Raw genomic sequence first — 25,715 nt, 5'->3', positions numbered from 1 at the left:
CCAGCGACCTCCGGTGCCCAAGACCGGCGCGCTCCCAACTGCGCTACGCTCCGTTCCCTATCGAATTATATAATATCACAATGATATATTTTTGTCAACACGATTTTGTAAATTTCCCTCTAATTTTTATTTAAGTTGAATATCATAAAATTAATAAATAATCGATATGTTCTTAATTAATTTTGTGATAAAATATATTGTAAAACCATTATAACCTTTTTTAGAAATGTGAAAGTTTTAATAAATTATACCCTTAATGTTAATAAATTTTTTAAGGGGGTTTTATTCTTGAAAACAAAAAAAGTAGATAAAAAACTACTGAACACTTTCAAAGCTGAAGAACCAACCATTCAAGAGCTAAGAAATATAGCAAAGAATTTGGGTATAAAACTAAAAAGAAATATGAAAAAGAAAGAAATCCTAAAACTTATCTTGAAAGAAATTGAAAAAATTGAAAAATCATTAGAAATTGATTCTTACAAACAGGAGATTGCTACCACCAAAAAATATCCGCAAGAAAAAAAGCAGATTTTTGAATTATCTCAAGGGGAACCACCTAAAACTTACAACAAAGACAAAATAAAATTAATCCCTGTTAATCCTCGCTGGGTTTATACTTATTGGGATTTTTCTGAGAAGACAAAAGAACGACTCAAAAAATTAAATAAATCAGAATTATCTCTTAGATTAACAGAAGTTCCGACAGAAAAAGAAATAAAAAAAGAAGATGTTTTTGAAGAAAAGATTATATTAGACACTATATCCGATTATTTCTTTCATGTTCCCAGAGAAAATTCAACATACGTAGCTCAAATAGGAACAAGCGATGAAAATGGTTCTTTTAAAACTCTTTTAGAATCAAATAAAGTAACAACACCTAGTTCTTCTGAAAAACAATTTGAAAAAGAGAAATGGTTAAGATTAAAAGGTAAAGAAATCATTGTTGAAGAAAAAGAAAGCAAACATACAGAAGAGAAATATACACAATTAACTAAAGTTAGCAGTAAAATAAACATTAATAACAGAAGGTTACTTTTCCCCTTCATCTCTGACGGAGGTTCCCAAAATGTTCCAAATCAAAGGTAACTTATTGTTAGTTTTACATGCACATTTGCCATACATCCATCACCCCGATTTTGAAGAATTTCTGGAAGAACGTTGGTTATTTGAAGCAATTACAGAGACTTATATTCCTTTGATAAAAGTATTTAAATCTCTCGAGAAGGATCAGATCCCTTTTAAATTAACTATAAGTTTTTCTCCTCCTTTGATTGAAATGCTTACTTCAAATAGTTTACAAGCGAAATATTTAAAGCATCTTTCTAAATTAATAGAGTTATCAGAAAAAGAAGTTCAAAGAACTAAAAATGAAAATTGGAAAAAATGGCAAACTGCTATTCATTATAGGCAAGAGTTTATCGATGCTATGGAAATATATTATGATCAATATAGTCAGAATATTCTGAAAGCCTTCAAAGAATTTCAAGATAAAGGTTACATCGAAGTGATAACATGTAATGGAACCCATTCATATTTACCTTTTTACAAGGAGTATCCGGAAGCCATAAGAGCCCAGTTAAAGGTAGCTATTTCAACTTTTGAAAAAAATTTTGGAAAACGCCCCAGAGGTATGTGGTCAGCTGAGTGCGCTTATTTTGATGGACTAGATAAATATTTTCGTGAAGAAAAGATTGAATATTTTTTTGTCGATTCTCATGCATTTCTCTATGCTTCCCCTCCTCCCAGATATGGAGTCTATAGACCTGTTATCACCCCCAATGGAGTTTTTGTGTTTGCTAGAGATCCTGAATCAAGTGAACAAATATGGAGCTCAGAAGTAGGTTATCCTGGGGATCCTAGATATAGGGAATTTTACAAAGATATAGGTTTTGAGAGAGAAGAAGAATATATAAAACCTTATATAGATAAAAGTGGTACTCGATGCAACACTGGTATTAAATATTATAGAGTAACAGATAAATCTCTTCCCTTAGATAAAAAAGAATTGTATGATCTTAAAGAAGCAAAAGAAACTGTAAAAGAACATTCAAAAGATTTTATACTAAAAAAAATGTCTCAAGTAGAAAGACTTACAAGTGGCTTAGAAAATCAAATTCCTATAATTGTCGCACCTTTTGACGCTGAATTATTTGGTCATTGGTGGTATGAAGGTCCTATGTTTTTAGAACAGCTTTTCAGAATCCTAGCCGAAAATGATTATTTAGAAACTCATACCCCATCAGAAATATTAGATACTATAGAAAATGTCCAAATAGTTACCCCGGCCGAATCTTCTTGGGGAGCTCAAGGTTACCATGATGTATGGTTAAATTTTTCAAATAGCTGGATATATAGGCATATTTATGAAATAACTGAAAGAATGATTTGGTGGGCTAATACCTTTGAAAATCCTTCCACTTTAGAAAGAAGAATATTGAATCAAATGGCTCGCGAAGTTCTCTTAGTGCAATCAAGCGATTGGCCTTTCATAATGACAACAAATACCACAGTTGAATATGCAAAAATGAAAATTAATAACTGCGTTAACCGCTTTCTGGAATTAGAAAAAATGCTTAAAGAGGGAAAAATAAACGAGCAAAAATTACGCTATTATGAATGGGTAGATGGGATATTCAAAGATTTAGATTACCAAATTTTTTCAAGCAATTACTAAAAATATTCACACTATTGAAAGGAGGATAACAAGTGCCTGAAAAATATTTTGAAATAAGATGGCATGGAAGAGCTGGACAAGGAGCTAAAAGTGCTTCTCAATTTTTAACAGAAGCTGCAGAGGAATCTGGAAAGTATTCAACTTCATTTCCAGAATATGGAGCCGAAAGAACAGGCGCTCCTATGAAAGCATTCAACAGAATCGCGGATGTCCCAATTAGGCTTCGAAGTGACATAGAAACTCCAGATGTCGTATGTGTAATTGATGACACTCTTTTGAAAAATCCGGAGATTACCAGTGGACTAAAAGAGGATAAATTGTTACTGGTAAATACTACAAGAAGTATCGAAGAAGTTAGGAAGTTAACAAAATTTAAAGGTAAAATAGGGCTAGTTCCAGCTACTGAAATTGCTTTAGAAGAATTAGGACGTCCAATTCCAAACACTGCCATGATAGGAGCATTAATTAGAGCAACTGATATTGTTCCCATGGATGCGGTAAAACAAAGGATAAGAGCAGCATTTGCTAGAAAATTTTCCGAAGCAGTTGTACAAGCTAACATCAGGGCATTAGAAAGAGGATACCAGGAGGTGAAGTTTAGTGAGTAACCTTAAAGGATGGAAGGAAATTCCCATTGGTGGGGTTATTGACAAACCAGCTACTTCTAGACTATATAAAACTGGTGAATGGAGAGTTTCAAGGCCAGTGATTGATAGAGAAGTGTGCATAAATTGTATGCAATGTTGGCTATATTGTCCCGATATGTCAATAGAGGGTAGTATCGAAGGTAAAAGAATGAAACTTGGAGAATTCAAGATGGAATATTGTAAAGGCTGCGGAGTATGTGCAGCGGTTTGCCCAGTTAACGCGATTGTAATGAAACCAGAATCAGAATTTATTGACGAATAAAGGAGGTTAAGATAAATGCCTGTAAAATTAACTGTTACAGGAGCTCACGCTGTAGCTCAAGCGATGAGACAAATTAATCCTGATGTTGTTGCAGCCTATCCAATCACTCCACAAACACCTGTGGTCGAATATTATGCAACATTTGTAGCAGATGGAATGGTTGATACGATATTAGTCCCAGTTGAATCTGAACATTCAGCTATGAGTGCTGTTGTAGGGGCTGCTGCTGCAGGTGCTAGAACTATGACTGCAACTGCTGCTAATGGTTTAGCTTTAATGATAGAAATCGTATATATTGCTGCTTCATATAGATTACCAATTATAATGCCTCTTGTAAATAGAGCCCTTTCTGGGCCGTTGAACATTCATTGTGACCATTCTGATGCAATGTTGGCCAGAGATTCAGGATGGATTCAATTTTTTACAGAGAACCATCAAGAAGCTTACGATTTTACGATAATTGCTACTAAATTGGCTGAAAAAGAAAATGTTTTGCTTCCAGCTATGGTTAATTTAGATGGATTTATAACTTCGCATGGTGTCGAAAGCTTTGAAATGCTGGACGACGAAGTAGTAAAAGAGTTCGTGGGAACTTGGAATCCAAAATATTCTCTTCTTGATACCGAAAATCCTGTTACCTTCGGACCTGTAGATCTATTCGATTATTATTTTGAACATCACAGACAACAGGAAGAGGCTATGAATAATGCTTATGAAGAACTACCAAAAGTTTTTGAAGAGTTTGCAAAAATTTCAGGCAGAAAATATGATTTTCTTGATTTATATAAAACAGATGATGCTGACTATATAATGGTAGTAATGAACTCAACAGCATCTACAGCAAAATATGTTGTAGATGAGTTGAGAGAAGAGGGAAAAAAAGTTGGTTTAATTAAGCCTCAGGTATTCACACCGTTTCCAAAAAAAGAATTCCAAAAGGCTTTAAACGGTCGCAAAGGAGTAGTTATACTTGATAGAGCTATGTCCTTTGGTAAGGAAGCTCCTTTATATTCATTAATAAAGTCTGCATTATATGAAGTACCTTCAAGACCGAAGCTTGGTTCTTATATTTATGGTTTAGGAGGAAGAAACACATCTCCTAAAATGATAAGACAAGCTTTTGAAGACGCTTTTAATGGTAATTTACTCGCTGACGAACAAAGATATTTAGGATTAAGAGAATAATTGGAGGTGGACAATTGTGCCTAATATAAGAGATTTAGTGGATTACGTTGAAAATAATGATTGGGCTTTTACCCAAGGGCATAGGCTTTGTCCAGGTTGTAACGCCCCAATGGTTGCAAACTGGGCTACACTTGCTGCTAAAAGCTTAGGATATGAACCCGTTGTAGGAGTTGCTACAGGATGTTTAGAAGTATCAACAACAATATTTCCTTACACATCTTGGAATGTACCTTACATACACAATGCATTTGAAAATGTTGCAGCAACTATTTCAGGAGCAGAAGCGGCATATAGATCCTTAAAGAACAGAAAGAAAATCGATAACGATAAAATCAAGTTTATAGCAATTGGAGGAGATGGGGGCACATATGATATAGGTTTGCAATCTCTTTCTGGTGCCATAGAAAGAGGACATGATTTTGTTTATATCCTCTATGACAACGAAGGATATATGAACACTGGTAACCAAAGGTCTGGTTCCACACCTCCTGGTGCAGATTCAACAACAGAACCTATAGGTAAAGCTTCCTCCGGAAAATTGCAGTTAAAAAAAAGTATTGTTGATATAGTAGCTGGTCATGAAGGAGTCTATGCAGCAACAGCTGTCACTTCAGAACCTTGGGATTTTATGAGAAAAATGCAACAAGCTCTCGAATTCCGTGGCCCTGCTTTCATTGCTGTATTGGCTCCTTGTGTGAGATTCTGGAGAATACCTGATGATTCTGGAGTCGAAGTCACTAAATTAGCTGTTGAGACCAAATATTGGCCTTTGTGGGAATATAACATGGGAGTCTACAAGGTTACCAAAAAACCTAAAACTTTCAAACCAGTTAAAGAATATATTACAAAACTAGGTAGATACAACAAACTAATGAAGAGACCTGACGCCAACGAAATATTAGAAGAATTACAAAATTATGTGAATGCCAAATGGGATAGATTGCTTGCCCTTGAAGAATTAACAAAAGACAAGCCTCTTAGAACAAAAATTTAAGTCAAAGTTCTTTTTCATTAAAAGGGGATTTTTATCCCCTTTTTCTTAATTATAGAATATCTGCAATTTTTAATGAAAAATGTGATAAAATTGCAAATAAGTAAATTGTAAAAAAAGAAGTTTACTAATTATTCTTTATAAATTAGGAGGAATATATAGATGAACAACTGGTTTAAAAAATATGAGAAGCTTATCACCATTTTGGTTATAGCAGGTTTTTTAGCAGGTATTGTTTGGTGGTCGATTGCTACGTATCTTTCATCAAAAAGAAGTCAATCTCTAAATCAAGATTACACATTCAGTAAAGAGAGTTCAGTTTTGGTAATTACTAAAGATGGAATAGAACTCGAATATCCTTACTGGATAATGAAGGATGAAGTTAATTCTCTTTCTCAACAGCAAGCTCAGTTATATCAACTATACTATGGTCAAAAGTTAGATCCTGTGTTCGACTATCTCATTCTTAAAAATCAAATTGTTGATATGCTTTACGATCAAAGATTGATTCAATACTATGCCGAGCAAAACAATCTTTTGCCAGACGCCAAATCGTTAAATAGCGCTCTCAATAATCTTAAGTCTAATGAAAATAATTGGAATACTTTAATAAATTATTATGGAAGCGAGGAAGCAGTAAAAAGTTTATTAGCTTTAAGTCTACTTGAAAACAATGTACTAACTGCTGTTGCCTCTATATCTAGAGAAGAAGCTCTGAAGTATATCGAAGAAAATTTCGATAATATTAAATACAATTATGAACAGATAAAAGTTCAACATATACTTGTATCAGATGAAAATACTGCTAACCAAGTAAAAGATGATATTATAAATGGAAAGATAACTTTTGAAGAAGCTGCCTCCCTTTATTCTCAAGACACAAGTAATGCAACAAGTTCTGGAGATCTAGGATGGATAAAACATGGGGAATTAGAAGAAACCTTTGAAGCCGCCGCTTTTAATGCAAACAAAGGAGAAATAGTAGGACCAATAGAAACTAGCTATGGTTTTCATTTGATAAGAGTAACAGATAAGAAGGTTTTCGAAAATCCTCAGGATGTATTTTTATATGAAGATGTATACAGTGAAATAGAAAATACTCTCCAAGAAGAAAAATTTCAGGAATGGTTAGCCAATTATAAGAGAGAAGAGAACTTTGGAAGAAACTATTATGACACTAAGCTTCTGTATGTTCACATGATTTATTCATTAGATCTAGATGAAAAATCCAAAGAAAATCTGGCTAAAGAGCTCGAAAATATTATATTTGATGGCGATGATATATCTTTGGAAGTAGATTCAGATTATCTTGCTATATATACCTTGTTAACGACAGATTTGTTAAATAGTTATTATAATCATTTAAGCATTTTGAATAATTATATATCTTTTTCCCAAAAAGTTGATCCAAATATAGCTAGCTTAGGTCTTGAACAAATAAACAAGAAAATAGAAGAACTAAATCAATTGTTAAACGAAGGTGACGAAATTACAGACGAAAAAATAAAATACGAAACTGCTAGAGATTTCCTAAATGCGGAAGATCTAGTTGAAGACTTAGGAATACATAATTTAGAAGAAGCGGAGACTTTCAAAAGCGATTTAGAAAATAAATTAGAGAAGACCAGAGCTAAATTAACGAAAGTGTTGGCAGATTTATTTGCTCAATATCCTTCTTCTTCTTCTGTAGTGCAATTGTATTATCAACTTAATCCACAAGACCTTAAAGTTAAAGTAAAATATTCTGAATTACAAATGAATCAATTAAAACAGTATATAAATTATCTTGGCCCTCAATACCTTTTTATGTTTTTCCAACAACCAATCAATGAAATTCTTGTCAACGTTCAATCAGTTATAGATTCAGAAGAGGCAGAGATAAGTATAAAATTAGAGGCTTTGGAGGTCGGATTAGATCTTACTGAAATGTTAGAATTAGATGATTTAAAATTGTATTATTTAGAGAAAATAAAAGAGATCGATCCTGAATATTATTCTGATATAGATAAATTAATCGAAGATACACGAAAATCTATAGAAGAATCAACTAAAAGTGCCTCTGAATTAGAATCTGAATTAGAAACTCAATAGTTAAGTTAAGTAAAATAATAATAATCGGGGAGGAAACTCCCCGATTATTTATGTCATTGGCTGGGACGGTAGGATTCGAACCTACGAATAACGGAGTCAAAGTCCGTCGCCTTGCCGCTTGGCTACGTCCCAATTACTTATTGTCCCGAACTTTATTATAACATATGATTCGGACTTTGTCAACTAACTTTTAGTTCATTTCAGACATACTCTTAGCTAGCATATATCCATGGGCTGTAGCATATGTAATCGATCTAGTCCAGCCACTACAATCGCCTATAATCTTCATATTTTCAAAAAATCCGTTGTTTATTTTATTTGTGTAAAACTTTACTTCTGCCCCATATAAAAGATTATCCGGGTAAGTAATTCCAGGAATGACTCCTTCAAGTCTTTCCAAAAAATCAATGATAGACTCAATGGTTCTACGAGGTAACGCCAAATTTAAGTCACCAAGAATATAATAACTAGAATCTAATGTAGGCTCTACCCTCCCTAATTTCTTAGTTCTTTTTGAATTTTTAAAATCTTCATAACATTGAAGTATTACTTTATCACCTCCTGCTAGTATATTTGAAAGTTTTGAGATGTAAGAACCGTAACCAACGGGATCATTAAAAGGTTGAGTAAAAGAATGGGTAACTAATACTGCAAAATTGGTGTTAGAGGTTTTCTGTTTGGAGTTAGCATGGCCATTAACTGTGAGAAAATCATCATATCTTTCGATGGTAACTTTTCCTGAGGGATTATTGCAAAATGTTCTAACTATATAGCCCGTTTTGGACCTTAGTCGTATTTTAAATTCATACATTTCTTTGTTTAAATCTTCTACTATATGATCCGGTAATTCATATCTTACTCCTAGATCCACTTTATCATTGGACAAAATCAGCTCAGGATGGTTTTTAACCATATCGTTTACCAGTTTATGTCCTCTTCTTCCTACTGCAACTATAACTTTATCATAAATTTTCTCTTCTTTTTTACCAACAACCACAATCTCTTTTCCTTTCGGAATTACACCTACAATCTCTTCACCGAAATGAAAGTTAATGTTCTTAACTCTTACATAACCTTCATAAATTTTTTGTACTGTTTCAGTTAGTAAATCTGTTCCTAGATGAAAAAAATACGATCTTATTGGCTCAAAACCAGCGTGATAAAATTTCTTATATAATTCTTCATTCTCAAAAGAAGCCCCTTTTTCAATATTTTCAGAAAATATTAAATTACCTTTATCATCTATTTTAGCCAATCCCGACTTTACTAAGTAAAATTCAACAACTTTTTTTTGTACATTTATTGGAATCTCTAAGTCTCCGCCCATTCCTTTAGATATAAAAAGTTTACCGTCATATTTCAATCCTCCAAAACCTGTCCTTCCAATGTCTTCACCTTTTTCATATACATCTAATACGTATCTGTCATTTAACTTAAACTCTTCGAAACCCTTTAAAAAACCAATTGCTGATGCTCCAAAACCTATAAGGGCTATTTTTTCCAAAACATTCCCTCCTGTTTAAAAATTTTTATGTAATATAAATACCTTTATTTTTAAAATTTATACAGTATTAAATTTCAAAGTAGAATCAACTCAAAGCATAGTCCATATACCGTTGTAACCACAATTTACCTTGACATTCTAATATAATTATAGTATAATAAATTTGTATTATCAAAAATTAATGAATAATCAATCCTATGCCGAGGTGGCGGAATAGGCAGACGCGGCGGACTCAAAATCCGCTGAGGTGGAGAACCTCGTGCGGGTTCAACTCCCGCCCTCGGCACCAAATTACAATAGCCATAGCTCGTAAATCCTTTGAGATGTGTTCAAAAAAGATAATGAATAAATTTGTCTTTTATTTCAAACTGCTCATGACGAGATGCTTTTTAAGAACATCCTAATTTCATTAAATACAAAAAAATCCTGCATACTGAAATTCGAACACCAATATTTTCAATATTTTCTCAATCAAATCATTATTCCTTTGTTAATGCTGAATAATTTATTTTTCTGTCTTTGAAGTAATATTCTTTATCATATTCATTCACTTCACGAAGCACCTTGCATGGATTTCCAACAGCAACTACATTTGATGGCAAATCCTTTGTTACAATGCTTCCTGCGCCAATTACAACATTATCTCCGATAGTTATACCTGGTAGAATAATTACCCCGGCTCCAATCCAACAGTTTTTACCAATATAGACAGGTGCATTATATTGATACCCTTTTTCACGAAGTTCTGGCAGGATGGGATGTCCCGCAGTTGCTACGGTAACATTAGGACCGAACATTGTATAATCGCCCACATAAATATGGGTATCGTCGACCATTGTCAGATTAAAATTAGCATATATATTATTTCCCAAATGACAGTGAGCACCACCAAAATTAGAGTGGAAAGGCGGTTCAATATAACAGCCTTCGCCGATTTCAGCAAACATTTCTTTCATAAGTCCCTGACGCTTTTCAAATTCTGTTGGGCGTGTCATGTTGAAATCGTACAGTCTGTCAAGGCATTTCATTTGCCACTCCATAATTTCCTTATCTCCCGGCAAATAAAGCTCGCCCGTGTGCATTTTGTCTTTCATACTCATTTGAGATTTCCTCCTTGACGGTTAAATCATTGTATGTTGCGTTATAAATAAACCATATTCAGATTATATGTTTTCAGCTTAATTTCTTTTAGTTCGAAATCACGGGGGGACGAACAAGATACCAGCCATAATTGTTTCTTCTTCTCGCATAATGCTCTCCTATTCTGTAATTTCAATTAAATTTCCTTCACAATCGGCAATACAACTCTCATAGTAACCATCGCCGGTCATTCTGGGATAACTCATAACCTGATAACCATCTGCTTCAAGTCGCTTTGTCAATTCGTCTACTTTTTCTTTTGATCCAACCTGAAAAGCAATGTGCGCATATCCATAAAATGGAATATCTACTGGCTTATCCGCAACAGAAGGCAGGTTCATCAATTCAATTCTTGCTCCGTTATCAAAAGTGACAAAGTAAGAAGAAAAACCAGTTTTTTCATTTCTGTACTTGCTGTTTCTCTTACCTTGAAAATATGTTTCAAAAAATAAAGCTGATGCTTCCAAGTCTTTTACATAGACTGCTATATGTTCTATTTTCATCTTTTCTCCTCCCTTGATACAGATAACATTTCTAATTATAGGGCGCAACTCATAATATGTCTACCATATTTCTTCGCAATATAATAACAATCTTGCAAGGATAAAAAACCTCACCAATAAAGGTACTGACAGCTTTTTTGAAAGTATGGAATTTGCTCTATGAAAATGTACCCGCTGCAGATAACAGAGGAAAGCCTCAAAGCAGTGATCTGACTTCCATAAAAAATATGATAGGATTCATTCAAAAAGTCACACAAAAATATCTATTGCAGATATTACTACTTCTGGTGTAGTAAGACAAAGCAACTGCCGTAAGCTGTTTATAAAGTATCTAGCTCAAACACCAAATACATACCTCACTCAATAGCGCTTTAATGAAAGTGTTGACCTTTTGCAAAATACCAATATATCACTCACAGAGATTGTGATTGCAGTTGGCTTTGGAGGCACAAGTGATTATGCAGAAGCTTTTCAAATATCAAATAAATGGCTGTGAAAGAGCCCGACAGAACATAGAAGCAGATGAAAAGTCTTATATTATTCAAAATAATTTTAATAACAGATTTATGCATTCATATGAAGGAACAAGTCCAATTTCAAAATATTAAGTTGTTAGGCATCAGTCGCTTAAAACTGTCAGTTTCTTTTTTACTAAGCCTGTGGTTCCGCAGCCATAGATAACGCTCCTGCCAATAGAATGAGTGTTTTTGCCTGCTGCGTTACCAAAATTTCCCTCCACGGTATAAACAGTTTCGCTTTCAACCCGTTTCAACAATGCTTACGTGATTGGTTTCAACGCCAACCTCCTACTCAAAGAGAATCATGTGTCCTGCTAACGGTTCAAAAGTGCTGCCCTGCCAAAATCTGAGATCATACCATTGTGCCCCAGTAACTCAGTCCGCAAATTTCTGGTTAAAACAGGGAGACCTGTTCGCTCTATTAAAAGAAAAGTTTATTGTAGGACAAAATTAATCTCAAGTTTCCTTTCACCAATATCTTTTACACTTAATAATAAGCCATTTTCATCTTTTAAACCTGGTCCATACTGTCTAATTATAGATGTAATATCTAAGAATAAATAAGCTATATCTCCAGTTTCTATTTTATTACTCAATTTATTGAACAATGAATTTTCAGATAATTTAGGTTTTTTATTCATTATTTTTTGTAAATCCTTTTGGTTATTTCTTGAAATAAAAAGGTATTCATCTTTCCAAACATAATATGTGTATTTAACTGTAGTCTTCTTGTTACCTTGTTTAACTATTTCCTCTTTTATATAAAACTCAAGAGTATTTTGAGAAGTTTTTTTGTATTCAATATTTTTTTCTTTCAATAAGGGTATTATATCGTCAATTTTAGCTTCAGTTTTTAACTTAATGTAGTTATTATCAGAAATTTTTGAAAAACTTTCATTGGTATTAATAGATAATATATTAGCATTAACTTCTACTCCATTTGATAATGCAAAAATATTCTTTAATGTCTGATAATCCATAAAATTGCTTATTATACTTGCAAAAGGATCTAAATCTCTTGGAATAAAACCAGAGACAAAAAACAAATTATCAAAAAATGGGTATTCACTCGGTTCTTTAACAAAACTCTTATCAACATAATCAGGATTATAATTACCCATACTTTTGCCTATCATTAAGTTATCTTGAACATAAAAATACCCATTACCTTGATAATCTTCAGTATTTACTATATAATATAATCCATTTTTCCCCTGGGTTAGATTACTTAGTTGTTCCACACCTTTTTTTGAGGATTCATATAATCTTTCATCTTGTACAATAACCAAATAGTCTGCATTATCTAAGATTTGCTGAATAAACTTTAGATTAAAACCAGAATTTTCTATTGGTTCTAATAATAAATTCAAATCAGAAGAAAATGCCTTTATATCTTTCATTGGACCGATAACAAACCCAAAAGAATAGTATTTTTCGCTACTCTCCTGAATAAATACAGAAAGATCAACCATATCCAATTGGTTCATAAAATTTTGGTAATCAACCTTCAAGGCTCCAAAGTACATCTGCATTAAAGCAGATATAAGCATTTCACCATTAAATGGTTCTAGCAGTAAACTTTTAGTAGTTGGCACTGATTTCAAATCGTTGTATACGCTTGTTAAATCTTTAAAATAAAAAACAGCTTTTGATTCCGAAGGTATAATTTCTAAAATGTCCTGAGAAAAAACAGAAAAAGCGAAAATGATTGTTAAAATAAAAATCAAAAAAATTTCCTTTCCCCTTTTTTTTGTGGGCATGATACTTTTTCCTCCTTTTTTTCAATGTTAATAGGTTAATTTTATATAATTATATATGGGAAAAAAGTCAGTACAAATACAATTTAATTTTCCAAAAAATTCGTTATATATTCGACTATTTTCTGTATTTCAAAATCAATATTATCTGTCCTAATGGAAAATCCAGCTGCCCTCGGATGACCTCCCCCTCCAAATTCTAAAGCAATTTTTGACACATCAGCCCATTCCTTCGATCTAAGAGAAACGTGGTACAAATTCTTTTCGTACTCTTGAAAGACCATAGCTACTTCTACTCCTTTAATCGAACGAAGATTTTCCACAAGGGATGGAGAATCTTTCGGAAGAATATTATATTTGGAAAGCATACCAAGTGTTATTAAAGAATAAGCAATCATACCTTTTGATGCCAATTTGAGTTTTGAGATAACGTCCCTATATAAATAAATATGTTCTACGGGAGTATTTCCATGAATTCTGTTAGAAATATAACTAATATTAGCTCCTTTTTCTGTCAAACTTGCAGCTACTCTAAATGTTTCAGCTCCAGTATTTTCATACTTAAAAAATCCTGTATCCGTTGCAATACCAAGTAAATTCATCGTAGCTAATTGCTCATCATAATCAACATTTAAAAAGCTTAATAGCTTGTAAATCATCTGTGCAGTTGCTCCCATAGATGGATCAACCCAATTGATATTTCCATAGTATGTGTTGGTAATATGATGATCAATGACGATAACATGAAAATAGCTTAAATACTTCTCTATTCTTCCTATTCTATCAGGGGAGGAAGCATCTAAGATTAACATTAAATCAAACTCATTAAACATCATTTGCTCGATTTCGCTATCTAATCTTTTTATCTTCTCTTTAACCAATGGAAATTCTAAAAGATACTCTCCAATCTCATCATCAATAATAGCCAAAGTTCTCTTACCAAGTTTTTCTAGCCCTAAGGACATAGAAACTAAGGAGCTAACAGCATCTCCATCAGGAAGAATATGACCCACCAACAATATATTATTACTCTTTTTTATTTCAGAAGCAACCACTTTTTCGTCAACATCATGCAACTAAAAATCCCCCTATCTCAAAATAACTTTATTGCATTATAAACAACTTTTTCAAACCTATTCTTTATTCTTTCAGTCACTTGTAGAACTTCTTCGTGTCTTAGAGGTTGTGGAAGAATACCCGCAGCCATATTTGTTACTGCAGAAAAGGAAACAACTTTTAACCCTACATGTTTTGCAGCTATCACTTCCGGCATTGTAGACATTCCAACCAAATCTGCTCCTAATTTTTCAAATAATTTAATTTCTGCAGGAGTTTCATAAGAAGGACCAAGAGTCCAAAGATAAATACCTTCTTTAATATCGATGTTTTGCATTTTAGACTCTTCTATAATAGCTTTAAGCCATTTTTTATCTACTGGCTCAACCATTGAAGGAAATCTTGGCCCAAACTCATCTAAATTAGGACCAATAAGTGGGTTTTTAAAGGCATAATTTATAAAATCTTTGTTTGCCACTATATCCCCAGGATTATAGGTTCTATTAATCGCACCGGCTGCATTGGTTATTATTAAACCTTGAACTCCCAAATTTTTCATCACATATATAGGGAATACTATCTTTTTTAAAGCTGTTCCCTCATAAGCATGAAAACGTCCTTTTAATACTATCACAGAAACGCCCTGAATTGTGCCAACAACTAAACTTCCTTCGTGACCAATTACTGTAGACTCTGGAAAAAACGGGATATCTTCGTATTTTATAAAAGTAGGATTTTCAACTTTATTTGCTATATATCCTAACCCTGACCCTAAAATCATTCCAATGACAGGTTTTACATCGGTATTTTCTTTTATGAATTGAGCAGCTTTTTCTATTTCCAAAGGCATATATTTCTCTCCTTTTCTCTAATAATTTGCTTTTTAAATTTTCTTAGTCAGCAACTATTACATGTTTTGCTTCATTTTTGGTAAGTCTTATTATTATTTCATTAGCTAAAACTTCGATATAGTTTTGTGTTTTTCCTACCACCTTTACTCTTAAACCTGGGGTCGCCCCCTTGCTAATCAAATTTTTTCTTTGTTTCTCCCCTCCAGAAATATCTAAAACCTCACAAGATTCGGAAGGTTCTAAATCCCAAAGGGTAGTTTTTAAATCATGAGGCATAGACTTTTGATACTTTGAAATGAATTCTTTTGCTTTATTAAATTCTATTGGATTCCTCTTTAAGAAAAGCATTAGGCCATCTAACGATATATAGAAATTATCTGTCATGTGGTGCTCAATTCCACAAGCTATATTATATGCCTGTTCTTTTGATATTCCTAAAACATTGACGAGAAAATCGATTAAAATAATGTATCTCCTATAAACCCTTTCAGCCGCCAACATACCTTTATCAGTTAAATTAACGTATCCATATCTCTCGTGTTTAACATATCCCTCTTTTTCTAATCTTTTAATAGCTTCAGCAGCTGATGCATCTTTGACAGCTAACATATTTGATATATCTTTAATTCTAGGGACTTTTCCATCTATTTGTAAAGTATATACGGCTCTTAGATAATTTTCCAAACTTTCAGAAAGATTATTTTCCAAATTTATTCTCCCTTTCTAACAACTTCTTTAATAAATAAACCAGACTCCACACCAGTTTCAATAATAATATCATCAAATTTAACCACTGGGAAGGAGGAAGTTTTCCCTTTTCTGATAACAATGGCTCTTTTTCCATTATTTAATATAACTTCTGTTCCGGTAGGATATAAACCGGCAATTGAAAAAAATACACTGACATAATAAGGATCAAAAATTAATCCAGAATATCTTAAAAGAAAACTCATAGCCTCATACGGTGAATGTCCTACTTCTATACAAGAATCATAGGCATCCCCAACTTGAAGTATTCTTACCAAAGGACTTATTGAATTTTCTTTTAATCTCATAAAAATACCATTTCCATCAAACCTTTCATGATGAGTCGAAACAGAGTCCACTACATCTTTGCCTATTTCCTTTTGAATGCCCCTTAACATTTCATAAGCGGATAAAATATGTGACCTTACAGTTACATCATCTAAATCTTCATAATCAAATATCACTCTACTACCAATCAAACTATATCCAATGTCATGTAATAAACATGTCTTTAATAAGTAGTTTAAAAACAATTCTGGCATATCAAGCTTTGATGCAACTAAAGTTGAAATTATAGCAGTATTTATTGAATGTGCATTCAACGCCTTTTCACCTATAGAATGAAAAAGATTTAAAACAAGATCATCAGCTTTTAAAAATTTTTTATAAATATCTTCAACTAAAGCTTCAAGTTCAGATGTATCTTCTTTTAGATAGGTGATATCTTTAACAAATTCAAATTGTTCTTGCCACTGTGTATATTTTTCTTCTTCTACTAAAGGTGGAATATCTTCAAATTGAACAGTTATTCTTTCTTCTATTCTACCAGCGATAAAATCGTTTTCATCATAAACAGTAACACTTTTTATTCCATGATTTTTAAGCCTTTCGATATCTCTTGCTTTCAATACAGTACCTTTTGCTATCAAAAGAGTTGAGCCTTTAAATACATCTTCCGCAACAACTTGACCGGGTTTTAACTCATAAAAAGGAACACTTTTCATTTTAATCTACCCACCTCTATATACTATATTTTATTTATCTGGGTAAAGCAAAGAAATATATCTATTACTTTGAGATATATCCTTTGCAATTCTAATTACATCTTCAATATTTACATTTTCTATTCTATCAATAAACTCTTCCATTGTAATGATTTTATCATAATTTACATATAAATCAAAAGTGGTTAAAGCAAGAGACAAATTGTTTTCCATGCTTAAAGTCAATTGACCTATTAATCGATTTTTTCCATAGTTAAACCACTTAGTAACCTCGTCATAATTTTGAATCATTTCTATTATTTCTTGGAATTTATCCTTTAACACAGGCAATTTTTCATTGCTTGATAAAGTAAAGAAAAGCAATAAACCACTTAAAGGATAAGCTTCATAATGAGAGGCTACTTCATATACTAAAGCATTTTCTTCTCTAAGTTTTGAAAACAACAACGAGCTCATTCCACTCCCTAAAAATGTGTTTAATACTAGCGTTGCATAATAATCCTTACTCAACTTAGGGGGAGCTTCAAACCCTTGAACCATGTAACTTGATGAAAGGTCTTTCTTTGTTCTTTCGATCTTTACGTTTTCGTTTTTTATCTTAGGGCTTTTTATTTTTCTTTTAAATGTAAAGTGATCTTTCTTCGAATTAATACTTTTAAGTTGACTTAAAACCTTATCTTCATCAAACTTTCCAACTATTACGACATCAACATTTAAAGGGTTATAAAATTTTCCGTAGTATTCCATAATCATGTCATAATTGATGTTAGTTATAGTTTCCTTATATCCCAAAACAGGTCTTGCAAAATCTTCATCATATATATTTTGATACAAATTTTCCATAACAATACTTCCAGGATCGTCTTCATAGGAGGCGATTTCTTCTAATATTATACTTTTTTCACGTTCAATATCTTCAGGTTTAAAGTTAGGTTCAAAAACTAATCCAGAAAGAATATCAATTGCTTCACTTATTTTCATAGTAGGTATTTTAGAAAAATAAACTGTAAAATTTTTGGATGTAAATGCGTTTAATTCTCCCCCCACCTCTTCGATTGGATTTTTAATCTGAATGCTATCCCTTCTTTTTGTGCCTCTAAAAACAGAGTGTTCTATCAAATGTGAAATTCCTGCATTAGTTTCATTTTCCATAGCTGATCCTGCTTTTACTCCAAAAAGTATAGATGCACTCAACATAGATTCTCTTTGTACTAAAATTGCATCTATTCCGTTGTTTAATCTTTCGTGTTTATTCAAACTCATCTACTCCTTTTTGTTTTCTTCTACATGTTTATATTAATTATATGACGTACGTCATATAATTAATATAAACATGCGGTATAATCCGCACGTTTTTTACTCATCTTTCAGCTGCTTTAATTGAAACTTTCCCTGATCTTCCACACTCAAGACTTCTACTTTCACTTTATCTCCAATTTTAAAAGCCTCAACTTTATCCTTTAAATTCGATTTATGAAGCATTCCAATTTTTCCTGGTAAAACTTCCACAAAAATACCATAGTTCTCTACTCTTTTTACAGTACCTTCAAAAATTTTCCCTCTTTCTACTTCTTCGGTCATCTCTTTTATATGCCCAATAGCCCCGTTTACTTTCTCTAGATTTCTACCTGTTACTTTAACCCTCCCATCAGGCTCAATAAATATTTCAACATCATAGATCTCACTTATTTCTTTTATTACTCTTCCACTAGGCCCTATAACCTCTCCAATTTTAGAAACAGGTATGTTAATTACTTTAATTATAGGTACTTCTGAAGATAATTCTTTTCTGGGTTCTGCAATAGTATCATACATCAAATCTAAAATTTTATGCCTTCCTATTTTTGCCTTTTCCAATGCAACTTTTAGAACTTTTTCATCAATCTTGTTTGTCTTAACATCCATCTGAAATGCTGTAATACCATCTCTAGTTCCAGCAACCTTGAAATCCATATCTCCAAGATGGTCTTCCATACCTAATATATCGGTTAAAATAACAAATTTTTCTTCTTCAAAAATGAGACCCATTGCAATACCTGCAACGTGCTTTTTTATTGGAACTCCTGCATCCATAAGAGCTAATGAAGCGGAACATACGCTTGCCATTGAAGAAGAACCATTTGATTCTAAGATTTCTGATACGACTCTGATTGTATAGGGAAATTCTATATCACTTGGAATAAGGTTTTTATGGGCTCTTTCAGCTAGGTGACCGTGTCCTATTTCTCTTCTACTTACCCCACGTAGTCTCTTAACTTCACCTGTAGAAAATGGAGGGAAATTATAATGAAGCATAAATCTTTTTTCCTCGTCGCTAAATATTGTATCAACTAATTGAACGTCCATCGGTGCACCCAATGTTACTACAGCTAAAGATTGAGTTTCTCCCCTTGTAAAAAGGCCTGAACCATGCACTCTTGGTATTAAACCTACCTCACAGAGAATTTCTCTTATATCATCACAACCTCTTCCGTCTACTCTTTTGTTATTGTTAATGATAAAACTTCTCATTGTTTTTTGCAGTTTATCTTCAAATGCTTTATTTAGAAAAGAAAATTTTTCTATATAAAAATTTTCTCCCCATTTGTCTAAAAATTCTTCTTCAAATTTTGCATATACATCTTCTTTGTACTTGGCAATAGCTTTATCTCGATTCTTTTTTCCTTGAGTGAATAAAGCATTCTTTAATTCAATTTCATCAATAACAGATAAAAAGTCTTTTATAAATTCCTCTGGTACTCGATCTTCTTTTATTGGCCATTTTTCGATGTTAAACTCGGAAATGATCTCTTCTTCAAAAGATATAATTTCTTTAATTGCCTCGTGGGCAAACATCAATGCTTTAATCATTTCGTCTTCGCTAATTTCTAAAGCTTCTCCTTCCACCATTGTTAATGCTTCCTTAGTACCAGCCACAACTATATCCATTTTAGACCTTTCCAGCTCCTCTTGAGTTGGAAAAACTATAAATTCACCATCAGCATATCCAATTCTCACACCTGCAACTCTGCCATTAAATGGAATTGGAGAAAGATTCAAAGCAAGAGATGATCCAGTTATTCCCCAAGTTTCAATGCTATCGTCTCCAAGCATTGAAAAAACTGTTACTATAACTTGTACTTCATTATAAAAGTTTTCAGGAAATAGAGGCCTAATAGGCCTATCAATGAGCCTTGCAGCAAGAATAGCCTCATCACTTGGTTTACCTTCTCTTTTTATGAATCCACCGGGAATCTTCCCCACTGCATAAAACTTTTCTTGGAATTCAACTGTTAAAGGGAAAAAATCTGCACCTTTTGCAGGTTCTTCAACTGCATCAGCTGTAACCAGTATAGTTGATTGATTATAGGTTAACACCACCGATCCTAACGATTGCTTTGCAACTTTTCCATACTCAATTCGAAGTTTTCTTCCAAAAAGTTCTTTTTCCCATACCTTCATCTTTTTACCTCCCGTCTCTTGCACAAGATATTTTTGAATTTCTAAAAATGCTATTTAATACTTATCATAAAATTCGCTTTTTCATTAAATACCTCCTTTCTTCAACCTTTAAATTCTTTTGGATCTCTGATCCTATTAAACAGATGAAGTGAAGGAAATCTCTTCATCAAACCTCCTTAAATTTGATATCATTTTTTGGTAATTATTTATCTCTAAAGTACTAATTTTGCAAATATTTGATCTAAATACAAAAACAAAACGGAGCTAGTAGCCCCGCTTTTTTATCGATTGATTAATTCACCCTCTTATTCCTAATTTTGTAACTATATCTTGATAGACTAAAGGTTTGTTCTTTTTAAGATATTTTAACATCTTTCTCCTTCTTCCAACCATAGTCATTAAGCCACGTCTACTATGATAATCTTTTGGATGTTCCTTCAAATGTTCGGTTAAATGCTTAATTCTTGCGGTTAGAAGAGCTACCTGTACTTCTATAGAACCTGTATCTTTGTCGCTGATTTTAAATTCTTGAATAATCTGTTCTTTTATTTCTGGGTCTAATCCCCTAGACATCTACCTTAAACCTCCTGAATATTATTCCTTTAACCAAGTGAAGGGAATATTCCCTAAACTGAGTTAAGGTTCTCATATATTATACAATTATATTTACAATTTGTCAATTTTATCTTTGTCCTATAAGTTTAAATACTGTCTAATCGCGTTTGAAGCAGCTATTGCACCATCTGAAGCGGCTGTAACTATTTGTCTGATTTCCTTGTGCCTAACGTCTCCTGCTGCATAAACTCTATAAATATTAGTAAGCATATTTTCATCAGTAATTAAGAACCCGTATTCATCTGTTTCAAAAAGATCTTTAGGCAAAAAACTAATTTCAGGTAAAATTCCGATGAAAATAAAAACCCCATCAAATTCTTCTTCATATACCTCGTTAGTTTTTGTGTTTTTAATAACCAAACTTTTTACCTTTAAGTCTCCTTTTATCTCTTCTACAACAGAATTCCATTTAAACTTAATATTATCTCTCGAAAAAGCTCTGTCCTGATATAACTTATCGGCTCTCAGTTTATCTCGACGATGAATAATATGAACTTCTTTTGCAATGTTAGAAAGATAAATTGCTTCTTCAACAGCTGAATTGCCTCCACCAACAACTGCCACCTTTTTATCCTTAAAAAAATGTCCATCACATGTAGCACAATAAGAAACACCTTTCGAGGTAAATTCATTTTCACCTTTAACGTTCAATTTTTTGGGTTTAGAACCACTTGCAATAATAAGTACTTTAGACTTTATAGTATTGGCATCATCCAATTTTGTTAGAATTAAATCTTCTCTGAACTCTAGACCAATAACTTCTGAAGAGTAAAACTCTGAGCCAAATTTTGCAGCATGTTCTTTCATAAGTCTAGAAAGTTCTTCGCCACTTATTGACTTAAAACCTGGATAATTCTCAATTATATCTGTTGTATTCATTTGTCCGCCTTCCAATGCCTTTTCTAGCACTAAAACAGACGCACCTCCGTGAACTCCATAAAGAGCTGCTGTTAAACCCGCAGGTCCGCCTCCAATTATTACTAAGTCATACTTTTCTTTTATTTCTGGTTTTTTTGTAAATCCATCAATCTTGAAGAACACATCCTTTCACCCTCTGAAAATCTTCTTTTAATTTATTTACTTTCTATTGAACTGCTTTCAATATTTCCAGAATGTAATTGTTTTGAGGATAAGCTCCAATAAATTGGTTCTTCATCTTCCAAACTCCATTCTCTTTTACTTCTATTACTGTATGAGGCACAGATTTAACGTTATATTTATCAGACAGGTCTTTAAATTCATTTGCTTCTATCATTTCTCCTATAATGTTTGTGTTGATTATTGCAGTTTGGTGTGCCGCTAAAACAGCTTTTGGACAATACGGACAGGTAGGGGTAACAAAAACTCTAATTTTCATTTCCTGATCTATACTTTTAATTTTTTCAATATTTTCTTCACTAAAATCAATGATTCTTTTGGTAGAAATTATCAAAATATCTTGTAATAGTGTTATGAATTCATGTCCTCCAGGAACTCCATAAAATCTTATACCATAATCGATACCTTCGCTGTCAAGTATGAACATTGCCGGTAATAAATCTCTGTCTAATTCATAAAGATCATAATCAAAGGAATCGGCAGAGAAAACTTTAACCTCTATTAAATCATTTAACTCCTTTAACTCATTTAATAACTGTTCTAAAATTTCAGAGTAATCATCTGAACCTTTTATGAGTACCAACTGAACATTATCTTCCATGTTTTCTAAAATTTCTTGAACTTTAATTCTAGTTTCTCTATCCAATAGTTTCTCCATCTTTCAAAACCTCCACTTATTTTATACAAATTTCTCTCTTTCTTAAAGTACTTAATATACACCTATTAGGTATTTTAGTATTTTTTTGTTGAAGTTACATTAAAAATTTATATACTTTATTATTTTTGCTGATCTTGATGACAGATGCGAAGAAAAATGAAATAGAAGGTATAATCACCATAAGAGGATTTAGAGGATCATTTATTAAAAAAAACAGTTTATTAACTAGATAGAAAAAACCTATACCAGCAAAATAAGCTTCAAAACCTCTCGCTAATAATTTTTTTGATAAAAAAGTATTAAAATATGTCTTTTTATTATAACCAAAAGACAAGATAATTACTTTAAATCTTTCGTGAAACTTTTTATTTGATGCGTCAAATGCTCTAATATAAAATAACATCAAAACACAGAAAGAAAGAAAATCAAGAACTATTAAATAGTATGTTGCAAACTTCACATAGGAAAGAAGGAGCAAGAAAGCCATTGCTCCATATACATTAAAAAATTGTGTAAAAGCATATATTTGACGATTTTTTAAAACAGTCATTTTTATTATATTAAATGCAGAAATAAGAGCAACCGTATTGAGTAAAAATGTTTCCAAAAAAATCATGTTTACCTCTTTACCTTTTATTTGCTTAATGGTATATTATCTTTTGATATTTCAGCTATTGCAGCTACAGAGCTCAAAAGGCCTGAGATTTCATAAGGCATAAAAATTTTTGTTGCTTTACCATCAGAAATCGCTTTTAATGACTCTAGATATCTAATAGCAATAAGTTCACTTGTTGGACGACCTTTATGAATGGCATCAAAAACTTTTAATATAGCCTCAGCTTCACCGTCTGCTTCGGTACTTAGTTTAAATTTCTGTGCTTCTGCTATTTTCTTAACGGCTTCCGCATCTCCCTCTGCCCTTAGTATTGCTGCGTTTCTATCTCCTTCAGCTTTTGTAATTTCAGCCTCTCTGTAACCTTCTGCCTCCAAAATTATAGCCCTTTTACTTCTTTCCGCCTTCATTTGTTTGCTCATCGCTTCCATTATATCCTGAGGTGGATCTATTTTTTTGATTTCGACTCTAGTTATTCTAACGCCCCACTTATCAGTAGCCTCATCTAAAACTTCTCTTAATTTTGTATTTATTCTTTCTCTTGAAGTTAACGTTTGATCTAATTCTAGTTCGCCTATTACATTTCTCAAATTAGTCTGGGCCAATTTTATGGCAGCAGGAATAAACTCTGCAACATTATATATTACTCTATATGCATCTGTTACTTCATAGTAAATAACCGCATCAACTGTCACTATCACATTATCTCGCGTTATTACTTCTTGCGGAGGAACATCGATTAACATTTCACGCAAATCGACCTTGATCATTCTTTCTATAAAAGGAACTATGAAATTAAGTCCTGGTTCAGCGATTCTATGGAACTTTCCCAACCTTTCTACAAGACCTTTTTCAAATGGTCTAACTATCTTTAAACTTATTGAAGCTAAAATAATCAAAAAAAGCACTACTATTATTAAAACTATTATCATACCTATTTCCCCCTTTCTATTTCTATAACTTAATTTGTTAAACTTATTTACAATTTCCTTCCTTATTGTTTTTCATTATCATTTGGTCTTATTTTTTTTACATAAACAAAATTTCCTGACTTCCTTGTAATAAAAACTTCGTCATCTTCCTTTAACTTTTCTTCTTCATATTCATCAGGATACGCTCGCCATGTGTCTCCATTGATTTTTACTACGATTTTTTCTCCATCCTCATCTACTTTTATAACTTTACCTTTCTTTCCTACAATTTGCTCCTGAAATGTTTTTAAATCAGCTGCGTTTTTGTATAACTTTTTAACTAATTTCCTAGTAGAAAGCCAAAGTGTAAATGAAACAAGTAGAAAAATAACTAAATTCCAAGAAACAGAAGCTATAAACAAAGATGTTATTGCTGCTACACCAGCACCAATTGCAAACCATAAGAAAAAGAAAGTCGGTGTCATAGCTTCTGCAATTGCAAATATTACTGCAAATATAACCCATAAACCCCATTGACCCATTTTAATAACCCCCATTTCAGCTATATTTTCGTAACCCTCTCTGGATGAACTATCTCTATCTCTATATGTGGAAATTCTAGGTTTAATTCATTTTTAACTTTATTGATTTGCCGGTTGTATCTACTTGAGACGTGATACACAATTAATCGTCTAGGAGGCTCCACCTTAATTAATTTTTTTAACTCTGGAAGTGAAGTATGATTTCTTATTTTTCTGTCTGATTCATCAAAAAAAGTGCATTCGTGTATTAAAGTATCGCAGTTTTTGATAAATTCAGGCGATATAGGTAGGGCATCTCCTGTTATGGTTAAGATATTAGCTACATATTCTTCTAAAATGTCTTTTTTCTGATTAACTATTAAATCTTTTATTACGTCTTGTGGATAATCTCTATACATAGGTTTTAGTCTTTTTCTCTTTTCGAGTATTTGATATCCGAAAGATATTTCTCCAGGTGTATGTCTGGTTTTAAAAGGTTTGAGAAATCTTTTGCTATTTAGAGGAACTATCTCGGATAAACTTAGTTCATGTATTTCTAAAGGATATCTTAAGCCTTTGTTCATTTTCTCAATAAACCCAAGATATTCTACAATATCCTTAGAACCTTTAGGATAATATATTTCTAACTTTTTATTTCTACTACCCATTGCATTATTCCGTGTGTTTATTATACCCCATAAACCAGCTATATGATCTACATGAGAATGCGTAAGAAAAATCTTTTCTATCCCATATATTTTATTACCTAATACATAACTAACTCCTTCTCCTGCGTCAAAAAGCACTCTTTCTGGTTTGTAAAAAACCCAAGTTGTATAAAGTGCTTTCGATTTAATTATAAATTCCAACTATGACAACCCCTGTTAATTTATTTATCAGGTATTAATTCTACCTTAATTTCACCTTT

Annotated in this window: 25 protein-coding genes and 2 tRNA genes; 9 read left to right on the top strand and 18 right to left on the bottom strand. The window is 32.5% G+C overall.

Annotation, left to right across the window (positions count from 1 at the left end; genetic code table 11):
• Positions 1-288 precede the first annotated feature (288 nt).
• The 7 genes from PKN74_RS05775 to PKN74_RS05745 all read left to right on the top strand — a co-directional run bounded on the left by PKN74_RS05775 (position 289) and on the right by PKN74_RS05745 (position 7,850).
• On the top strand, positions 289-1,086 hold the full coding sequence (locus tag PKN74_RS05775) for a DUF4912 domain-containing protein (protein ID WP_472309493.1): 798 nt from the start codon (positions 289-291) through the stop codon (positions 1,084-1,086).
• Complete coding sequence (locus PKN74_RS05770; RefSeq protein WP_472309491.1) at positions 1,067-2,674, top strand: glycoside hydrolase family 57 protein; 1,608 nt, start codon at positions 1,067-1,069, stop codon at positions 2,672-2,674. The genes PKN74_RS05775 and PKN74_RS05770 overlap by 20 nt, the downstream gene beginning before the upstream one ends.
• A 32-nt stretch (positions 2,675-2,706) precedes the next feature.
• Positions 2,707-3,282: a 2-oxoacid:acceptor oxidoreductase family protein gene (locus tag PKN74_RS05765; protein WP_472309489.1), complete on the top strand. Its 576-nt coding sequence runs from the start codon at positions 2,707-2,709 to the stop codon at positions 3,280-3,282.
• Positions 3,275-3,583: a 4Fe-4S dicluster-binding protein gene (locus tag PKN74_RS05760; protein ID WP_472309487.1), complete on the top strand. Its 309-nt coding sequence runs from the start codon at positions 3,275-3,277 to the stop codon at positions 3,581-3,583. Before PKN74_RS05765 ends, PKN74_RS05760 begins: the two co-directional genes overlap by 8 nt.
• A gap of 15 nt (positions 3,584-3,598) precedes the next feature.
• On the top strand, positions 3,599-4,768 hold the full coding sequence (gene porA, locus PKN74_RS05755; RefSeq protein ID WP_472309485.1) for a pyruvate ferredoxin oxidoreductase: 1,170 nt from the start codon (positions 3,599-3,601) through the stop codon (positions 4,766-4,768).
• 13 nt (positions 4,769-4,781) lie between these two features.
• Entirely contained in the window at positions 4,782-5,762 is a 981-nt protein-coding gene (locus PKN74_RS05750) for a thiamine pyrophosphate-dependent enzyme (protein ID WP_472309495.1), read from the top strand.
• A gap of 159 nt (positions 5,763-5,921) precedes the next feature.
• Positions 5,922-7,850, top strand: a complete 1,929-nt coding sequence (locus PKN74_RS05745; protein ID WP_472309483.1) for a peptidylprolyl isomerase — start codon at positions 5,922-5,924, stop codon at positions 7,848-7,850.
• A 57-nt stretch (positions 7,851-7,907) separates the two neighbouring features.
• On the opposite strand, the gene PKN74_RS05740 is transcribed toward PKN74_RS05745, so the two are convergent.
• A tRNA-Gln gene (locus PKN74_RS05740) sits at positions 7,908-7,982 on the bottom strand.
• 58 nt (positions 7,983-8,040) lie between these two features.
• On the bottom strand, positions 8,041-9,354 hold the full coding sequence (locus tag PKN74_RS05735; protein WP_472309481.1) for an NAD(P)/FAD-dependent oxidoreductase: 1,314 nt from the start codon (positions 9,352-9,354) through the stop codon (positions 8,041-8,043).
• A 199-nt stretch (positions 9,355-9,553) separates the two neighbouring features.
• Here PKN74_RS05735 and PKN74_RS05730 point away from each other — a divergent pair.
• A tRNA-Leu gene (locus PKN74_RS05730) sits at positions 9,554-9,643 on the top strand.
• Positions 9,644-9,833: 190 nt separating this feature from the next.
• On the opposite strand, the gene PKN74_RS05725 is transcribed toward PKN74_RS05730, so the two are convergent.
• Positions 9,834-10,454, bottom strand: a complete 621-nt coding sequence (locus tag PKN74_RS05725; protein WP_472309479.1) for a sugar O-acetyltransferase — start codon at positions 10,452-10,454, stop codon at positions 9,834-9,836.
• A gap of 159 nt (positions 10,455-10,613) precedes the next feature.
• Positions 10,614-10,997 carry a VOC family protein gene (locus PKN74_RS05720; protein WP_472309477.1) on the bottom strand — a complete coding sequence of 128 codons (384 nt, stop codon included), beginning with the start codon at positions 10,995-10,997 and terminating at the stop codon, positions 10,614-10,616.
• A 458-nt stretch (positions 10,998-11,455) separates the two neighbouring features.
• Here PKN74_RS05720 and PKN74_RS05715 point away from each other — a divergent pair, with 458 nt between their 5' ends.
• Positions 11,456-11,605 (top strand): hypothetical protein, encoded by a 150-nt coding sequence (locus tag PKN74_RS05715; RefSeq protein ID WP_472309475.1) that lies wholly within the window; start codon positions 11,456-11,458, stop codon positions 11,603-11,605.
• A gap of 344 nt (positions 11,606-11,949) precedes the next feature.
• Here PKN74_RS05715 and PKN74_RS05710 read toward each other — a convergent pair whose 3' ends face one another.
• The 14 genes from PKN74_RS05710 to PKN74_RS05645 form a co-directional block, all read right to left on the bottom strand.
• Positions 11,950-13,275 (bottom strand): hypothetical protein, encoded by a 1,326-nt coding sequence (locus PKN74_RS05710; protein WP_472309473.1) that lies wholly within the window; start codon positions 13,273-13,275, stop codon positions 11,950-11,952.
• Positions 13,276-13,358: 83 nt separating this feature from the next.
• Positions 13,359-14,348, bottom strand: coding sequence for a DHH family phosphoesterase (locus PKN74_RS05705; protein ID WP_472309471.1), 990 nt, complete (start codon positions 14,346-14,348; stop codon positions 13,359-13,361).
• Between the two features lie 17 nt (positions 14,349-14,365).
• The gene (locus tag PKN74_RS05700) at positions 14,366-15,178 is read right to left on the bottom strand and encodes a purine-nucleoside phosphorylase (RefSeq protein ID WP_472309469.1); all 813 of its coding nucleotides are present in this window, start codon (positions 15,176-15,178) and stop codon (positions 14,366-14,368) included.
• 43 nt (positions 15,179-15,221) lie between these two features.
• Positions 15,222-15,887, bottom strand: coding sequence for a metal-dependent transcriptional regulator (locus PKN74_RS05695; RefSeq protein WP_472309467.1), 666 nt, complete (start codon positions 15,885-15,887; stop codon positions 15,222-15,224).
• 2 nt (positions 15,888-15,889) lie between these two features.
• Positions 15,890-16,930 carry an HD-GYP domain-containing protein gene (locus PKN74_RS05690; RefSeq protein WP_472309465.1) on the bottom strand — a complete coding sequence of 347 codons (1,041 nt, stop codon included), beginning with the start codon at positions 16,928-16,930 and terminating at the stop codon, positions 15,890-15,892.
• A gap of 30 nt (positions 16,931-16,960) precedes the next feature.
• On the bottom strand, positions 16,961-18,187 hold the full coding sequence (locus PKN74_RS05685; protein ID WP_472309463.1) for a M16 family metallopeptidase: 1,227 nt from the start codon (positions 18,185-18,187) through the stop codon (positions 16,961-16,963).
• A 99-nt stretch (positions 18,188-18,286) separates the two neighbouring features.
• Positions 18,287-20,371, bottom strand: coding sequence for a polyribonucleotide nucleotidyltransferase (locus PKN74_RS05680; RefSeq protein WP_472309461.1), 2,085 nt, complete (start codon positions 20,369-20,371; stop codon positions 18,287-18,289).
• A gap of 297 nt (positions 20,372-20,668) precedes the next feature.
• Positions 20,669-20,944, bottom strand: a complete 276-nt coding sequence (gene rpsO / locus PKN74_RS05675; RefSeq protein ID WP_472309459.1) for a 30S ribosomal protein S15 — start codon at positions 20,942-20,944, stop codon at positions 20,669-20,671.
• 120 nt (positions 20,945-21,064) lie between these two features.
• Positions 21,065-22,027 (bottom strand): thioredoxin-disulfide reductase, encoded by a 963-nt coding sequence (gene trxB / locus PKN74_RS05670; RefSeq protein ID WP_472309457.1) that lies wholly within the window; start codon positions 22,025-22,027, stop codon positions 21,065-21,067.
• A gap of 43 nt (positions 22,028-22,070) precedes the next feature.
• The gene (gene pdo, locus PKN74_RS05665) at positions 22,071-22,742 is read right to left on the bottom strand and encodes a protein disulfide oxidoreductase (RefSeq protein ID WP_472309455.1); all 672 of its coding nucleotides are present in this window, start codon (positions 22,740-22,742) and stop codon (positions 22,071-22,073) included.
• Positions 22,743-22,836: 94 nt separating this feature from the next.
• Positions 22,837-23,358 carry a hypothetical protein gene (locus PKN74_RS05660; RefSeq protein WP_472309453.1) on the bottom strand — a complete coding sequence of 174 codons (522 nt, stop codon included), beginning with the start codon at positions 23,356-23,358 and terminating at the stop codon, positions 22,837-22,839.
• Positions 23,359-23,375: 17 nt separating this feature from the next.
• Positions 23,376-24,287, bottom strand: coding sequence for an SPFH domain-containing protein (locus PKN74_RS05655; RefSeq protein WP_472309451.1), 912 nt, complete (start codon positions 24,285-24,287; stop codon positions 23,376-23,378).
• A 62-nt stretch (positions 24,288-24,349) separates the two neighbouring features.
• The gene (locus tag PKN74_RS05650; protein ID WP_472309449.1) at positions 24,350-24,808 is read right to left on the bottom strand and encodes an NfeD family protein; all 459 of its coding nucleotides are present in this window, start codon (positions 24,806-24,808) and stop codon (positions 24,350-24,352) included.
• Between the two features lie 20 nt (positions 24,809-24,828).
• Entirely contained in the window at positions 24,829-25,656 is an 828-nt protein-coding gene (locus tag PKN74_RS05645; protein WP_472309447.1) for an MBL fold metallo-hydrolase, read from the bottom strand.
• Positions 25,657-25,715 lie beyond the last annotated feature (59 nt).

Source organism: Defluviitoga sp., from assembly GCF_035349255.1.
GTDB lineage: Bacteria > Thermotogota > Thermotogae > Petrotogales > Petrotogaceae > Defluviitoga.
Note: the sequence above shows the minus strand (reverse complement) of the source record. Positions and strands in the feature narration are given on the sequence as shown.

Bases quoted from the DNA above. Each gene is read 5' to 3' on its own strand.
- PKN74_RS05715 (WP_472309475.1), top strand. From the start codon at position 11,456: ATGCAGAAGCTTTTCAAATATCAAATAAATGGCTGTGAAAGAGCCCGA.
- rpsO (WP_472309459.1), bottom strand. From the start codon at position 20,944: ATGTCTAGGGGATTAGACCCAGAAATAAAAGAACAGATTATTCAAGAA.
- PKN74_RS05700 (WP_472309469.1), bottom strand. From the start codon at position 15,178: ATGCCTTTGGAAATAGAAAAAGCTGCTCAATTCATAAAAGAAAATACC.
- PKN74_RS05720 (WP_472309477.1), bottom strand. From the start codon at position 10,997: ATGAAAATAGAACATATAGCAGTCTATGTAAAAGACTTGGAAGCATCA.
- PKN74_RS05745 (WP_472309483.1), top strand. From the start codon at position 5,922: ATGAACAACTGGTTTAAAAAATATGAGAAGCTTATCACCATTTTGGTT.
- pdo (WP_472309455.1), bottom strand. From the start codon at position 22,742: ATGGAGAAACTATTGGATAGAGAAACTAGAATTAAAGTTCAAGAAATT.
- PKN74_RS05655 (WP_472309451.1), bottom strand. From the start codon at position 24,287: ATGATAATAGTTTTAATAATAGTAGTGCTTTTTTTGATTATTTTAGCT.
- PKN74_RS05690 (WP_472309465.1), bottom strand. From the start codon at position 16,930: ATGAAAAGTGTTCCTTTTTATGAGTTAAAACCCGGTCAAGTTGTTGCG.
- porA (WP_472309485.1), top strand. From the start codon at position 3,599: ATGCCTGTAAAATTAACTGTTACAGGAGCTCACGCTGTAGCTCAAGCG.
- PKN74_RS05710 (WP_472309473.1), bottom strand. From the start codon at position 13,275: ATGCCCACAAAAAAAAGGGGAAAGGAAATTTTTTTGATTTTTATTTTA.
- PKN74_RS05725 (WP_472309479.1), bottom strand. From the start codon at position 10,454: ATGAGTATGAAAGACAAAATGCACACGGGCGAGCTTTATTTGCCGGGA.
- PKN74_RS05650 (WP_472309449.1), bottom strand. From the start codon at position 24,808: ATGGGTCAATGGGGTTTATGGGTTATATTTGCAGTAATATTTGCAATT.
- PKN74_RS05660 (WP_472309453.1), bottom strand. From the start codon at position 23,358: ATGATTTTTTTGGAAACATTTTTACTCAATACGGTTGCTCTTATTTCT.
- PKN74_RS05770 (WP_472309491.1), top strand. From the start codon at position 1,067: ATGTTCCAAATCAAAGGTAACTTATTGTTAGTTTTACATGCACATTTG.
- PKN74_RS05680 (WP_472309461.1), bottom strand. From the start codon at position 20,371: ATGAAGGTATGGGAAAAAGAACTTTTTGGAAGAAAACTTCGAATTGAG.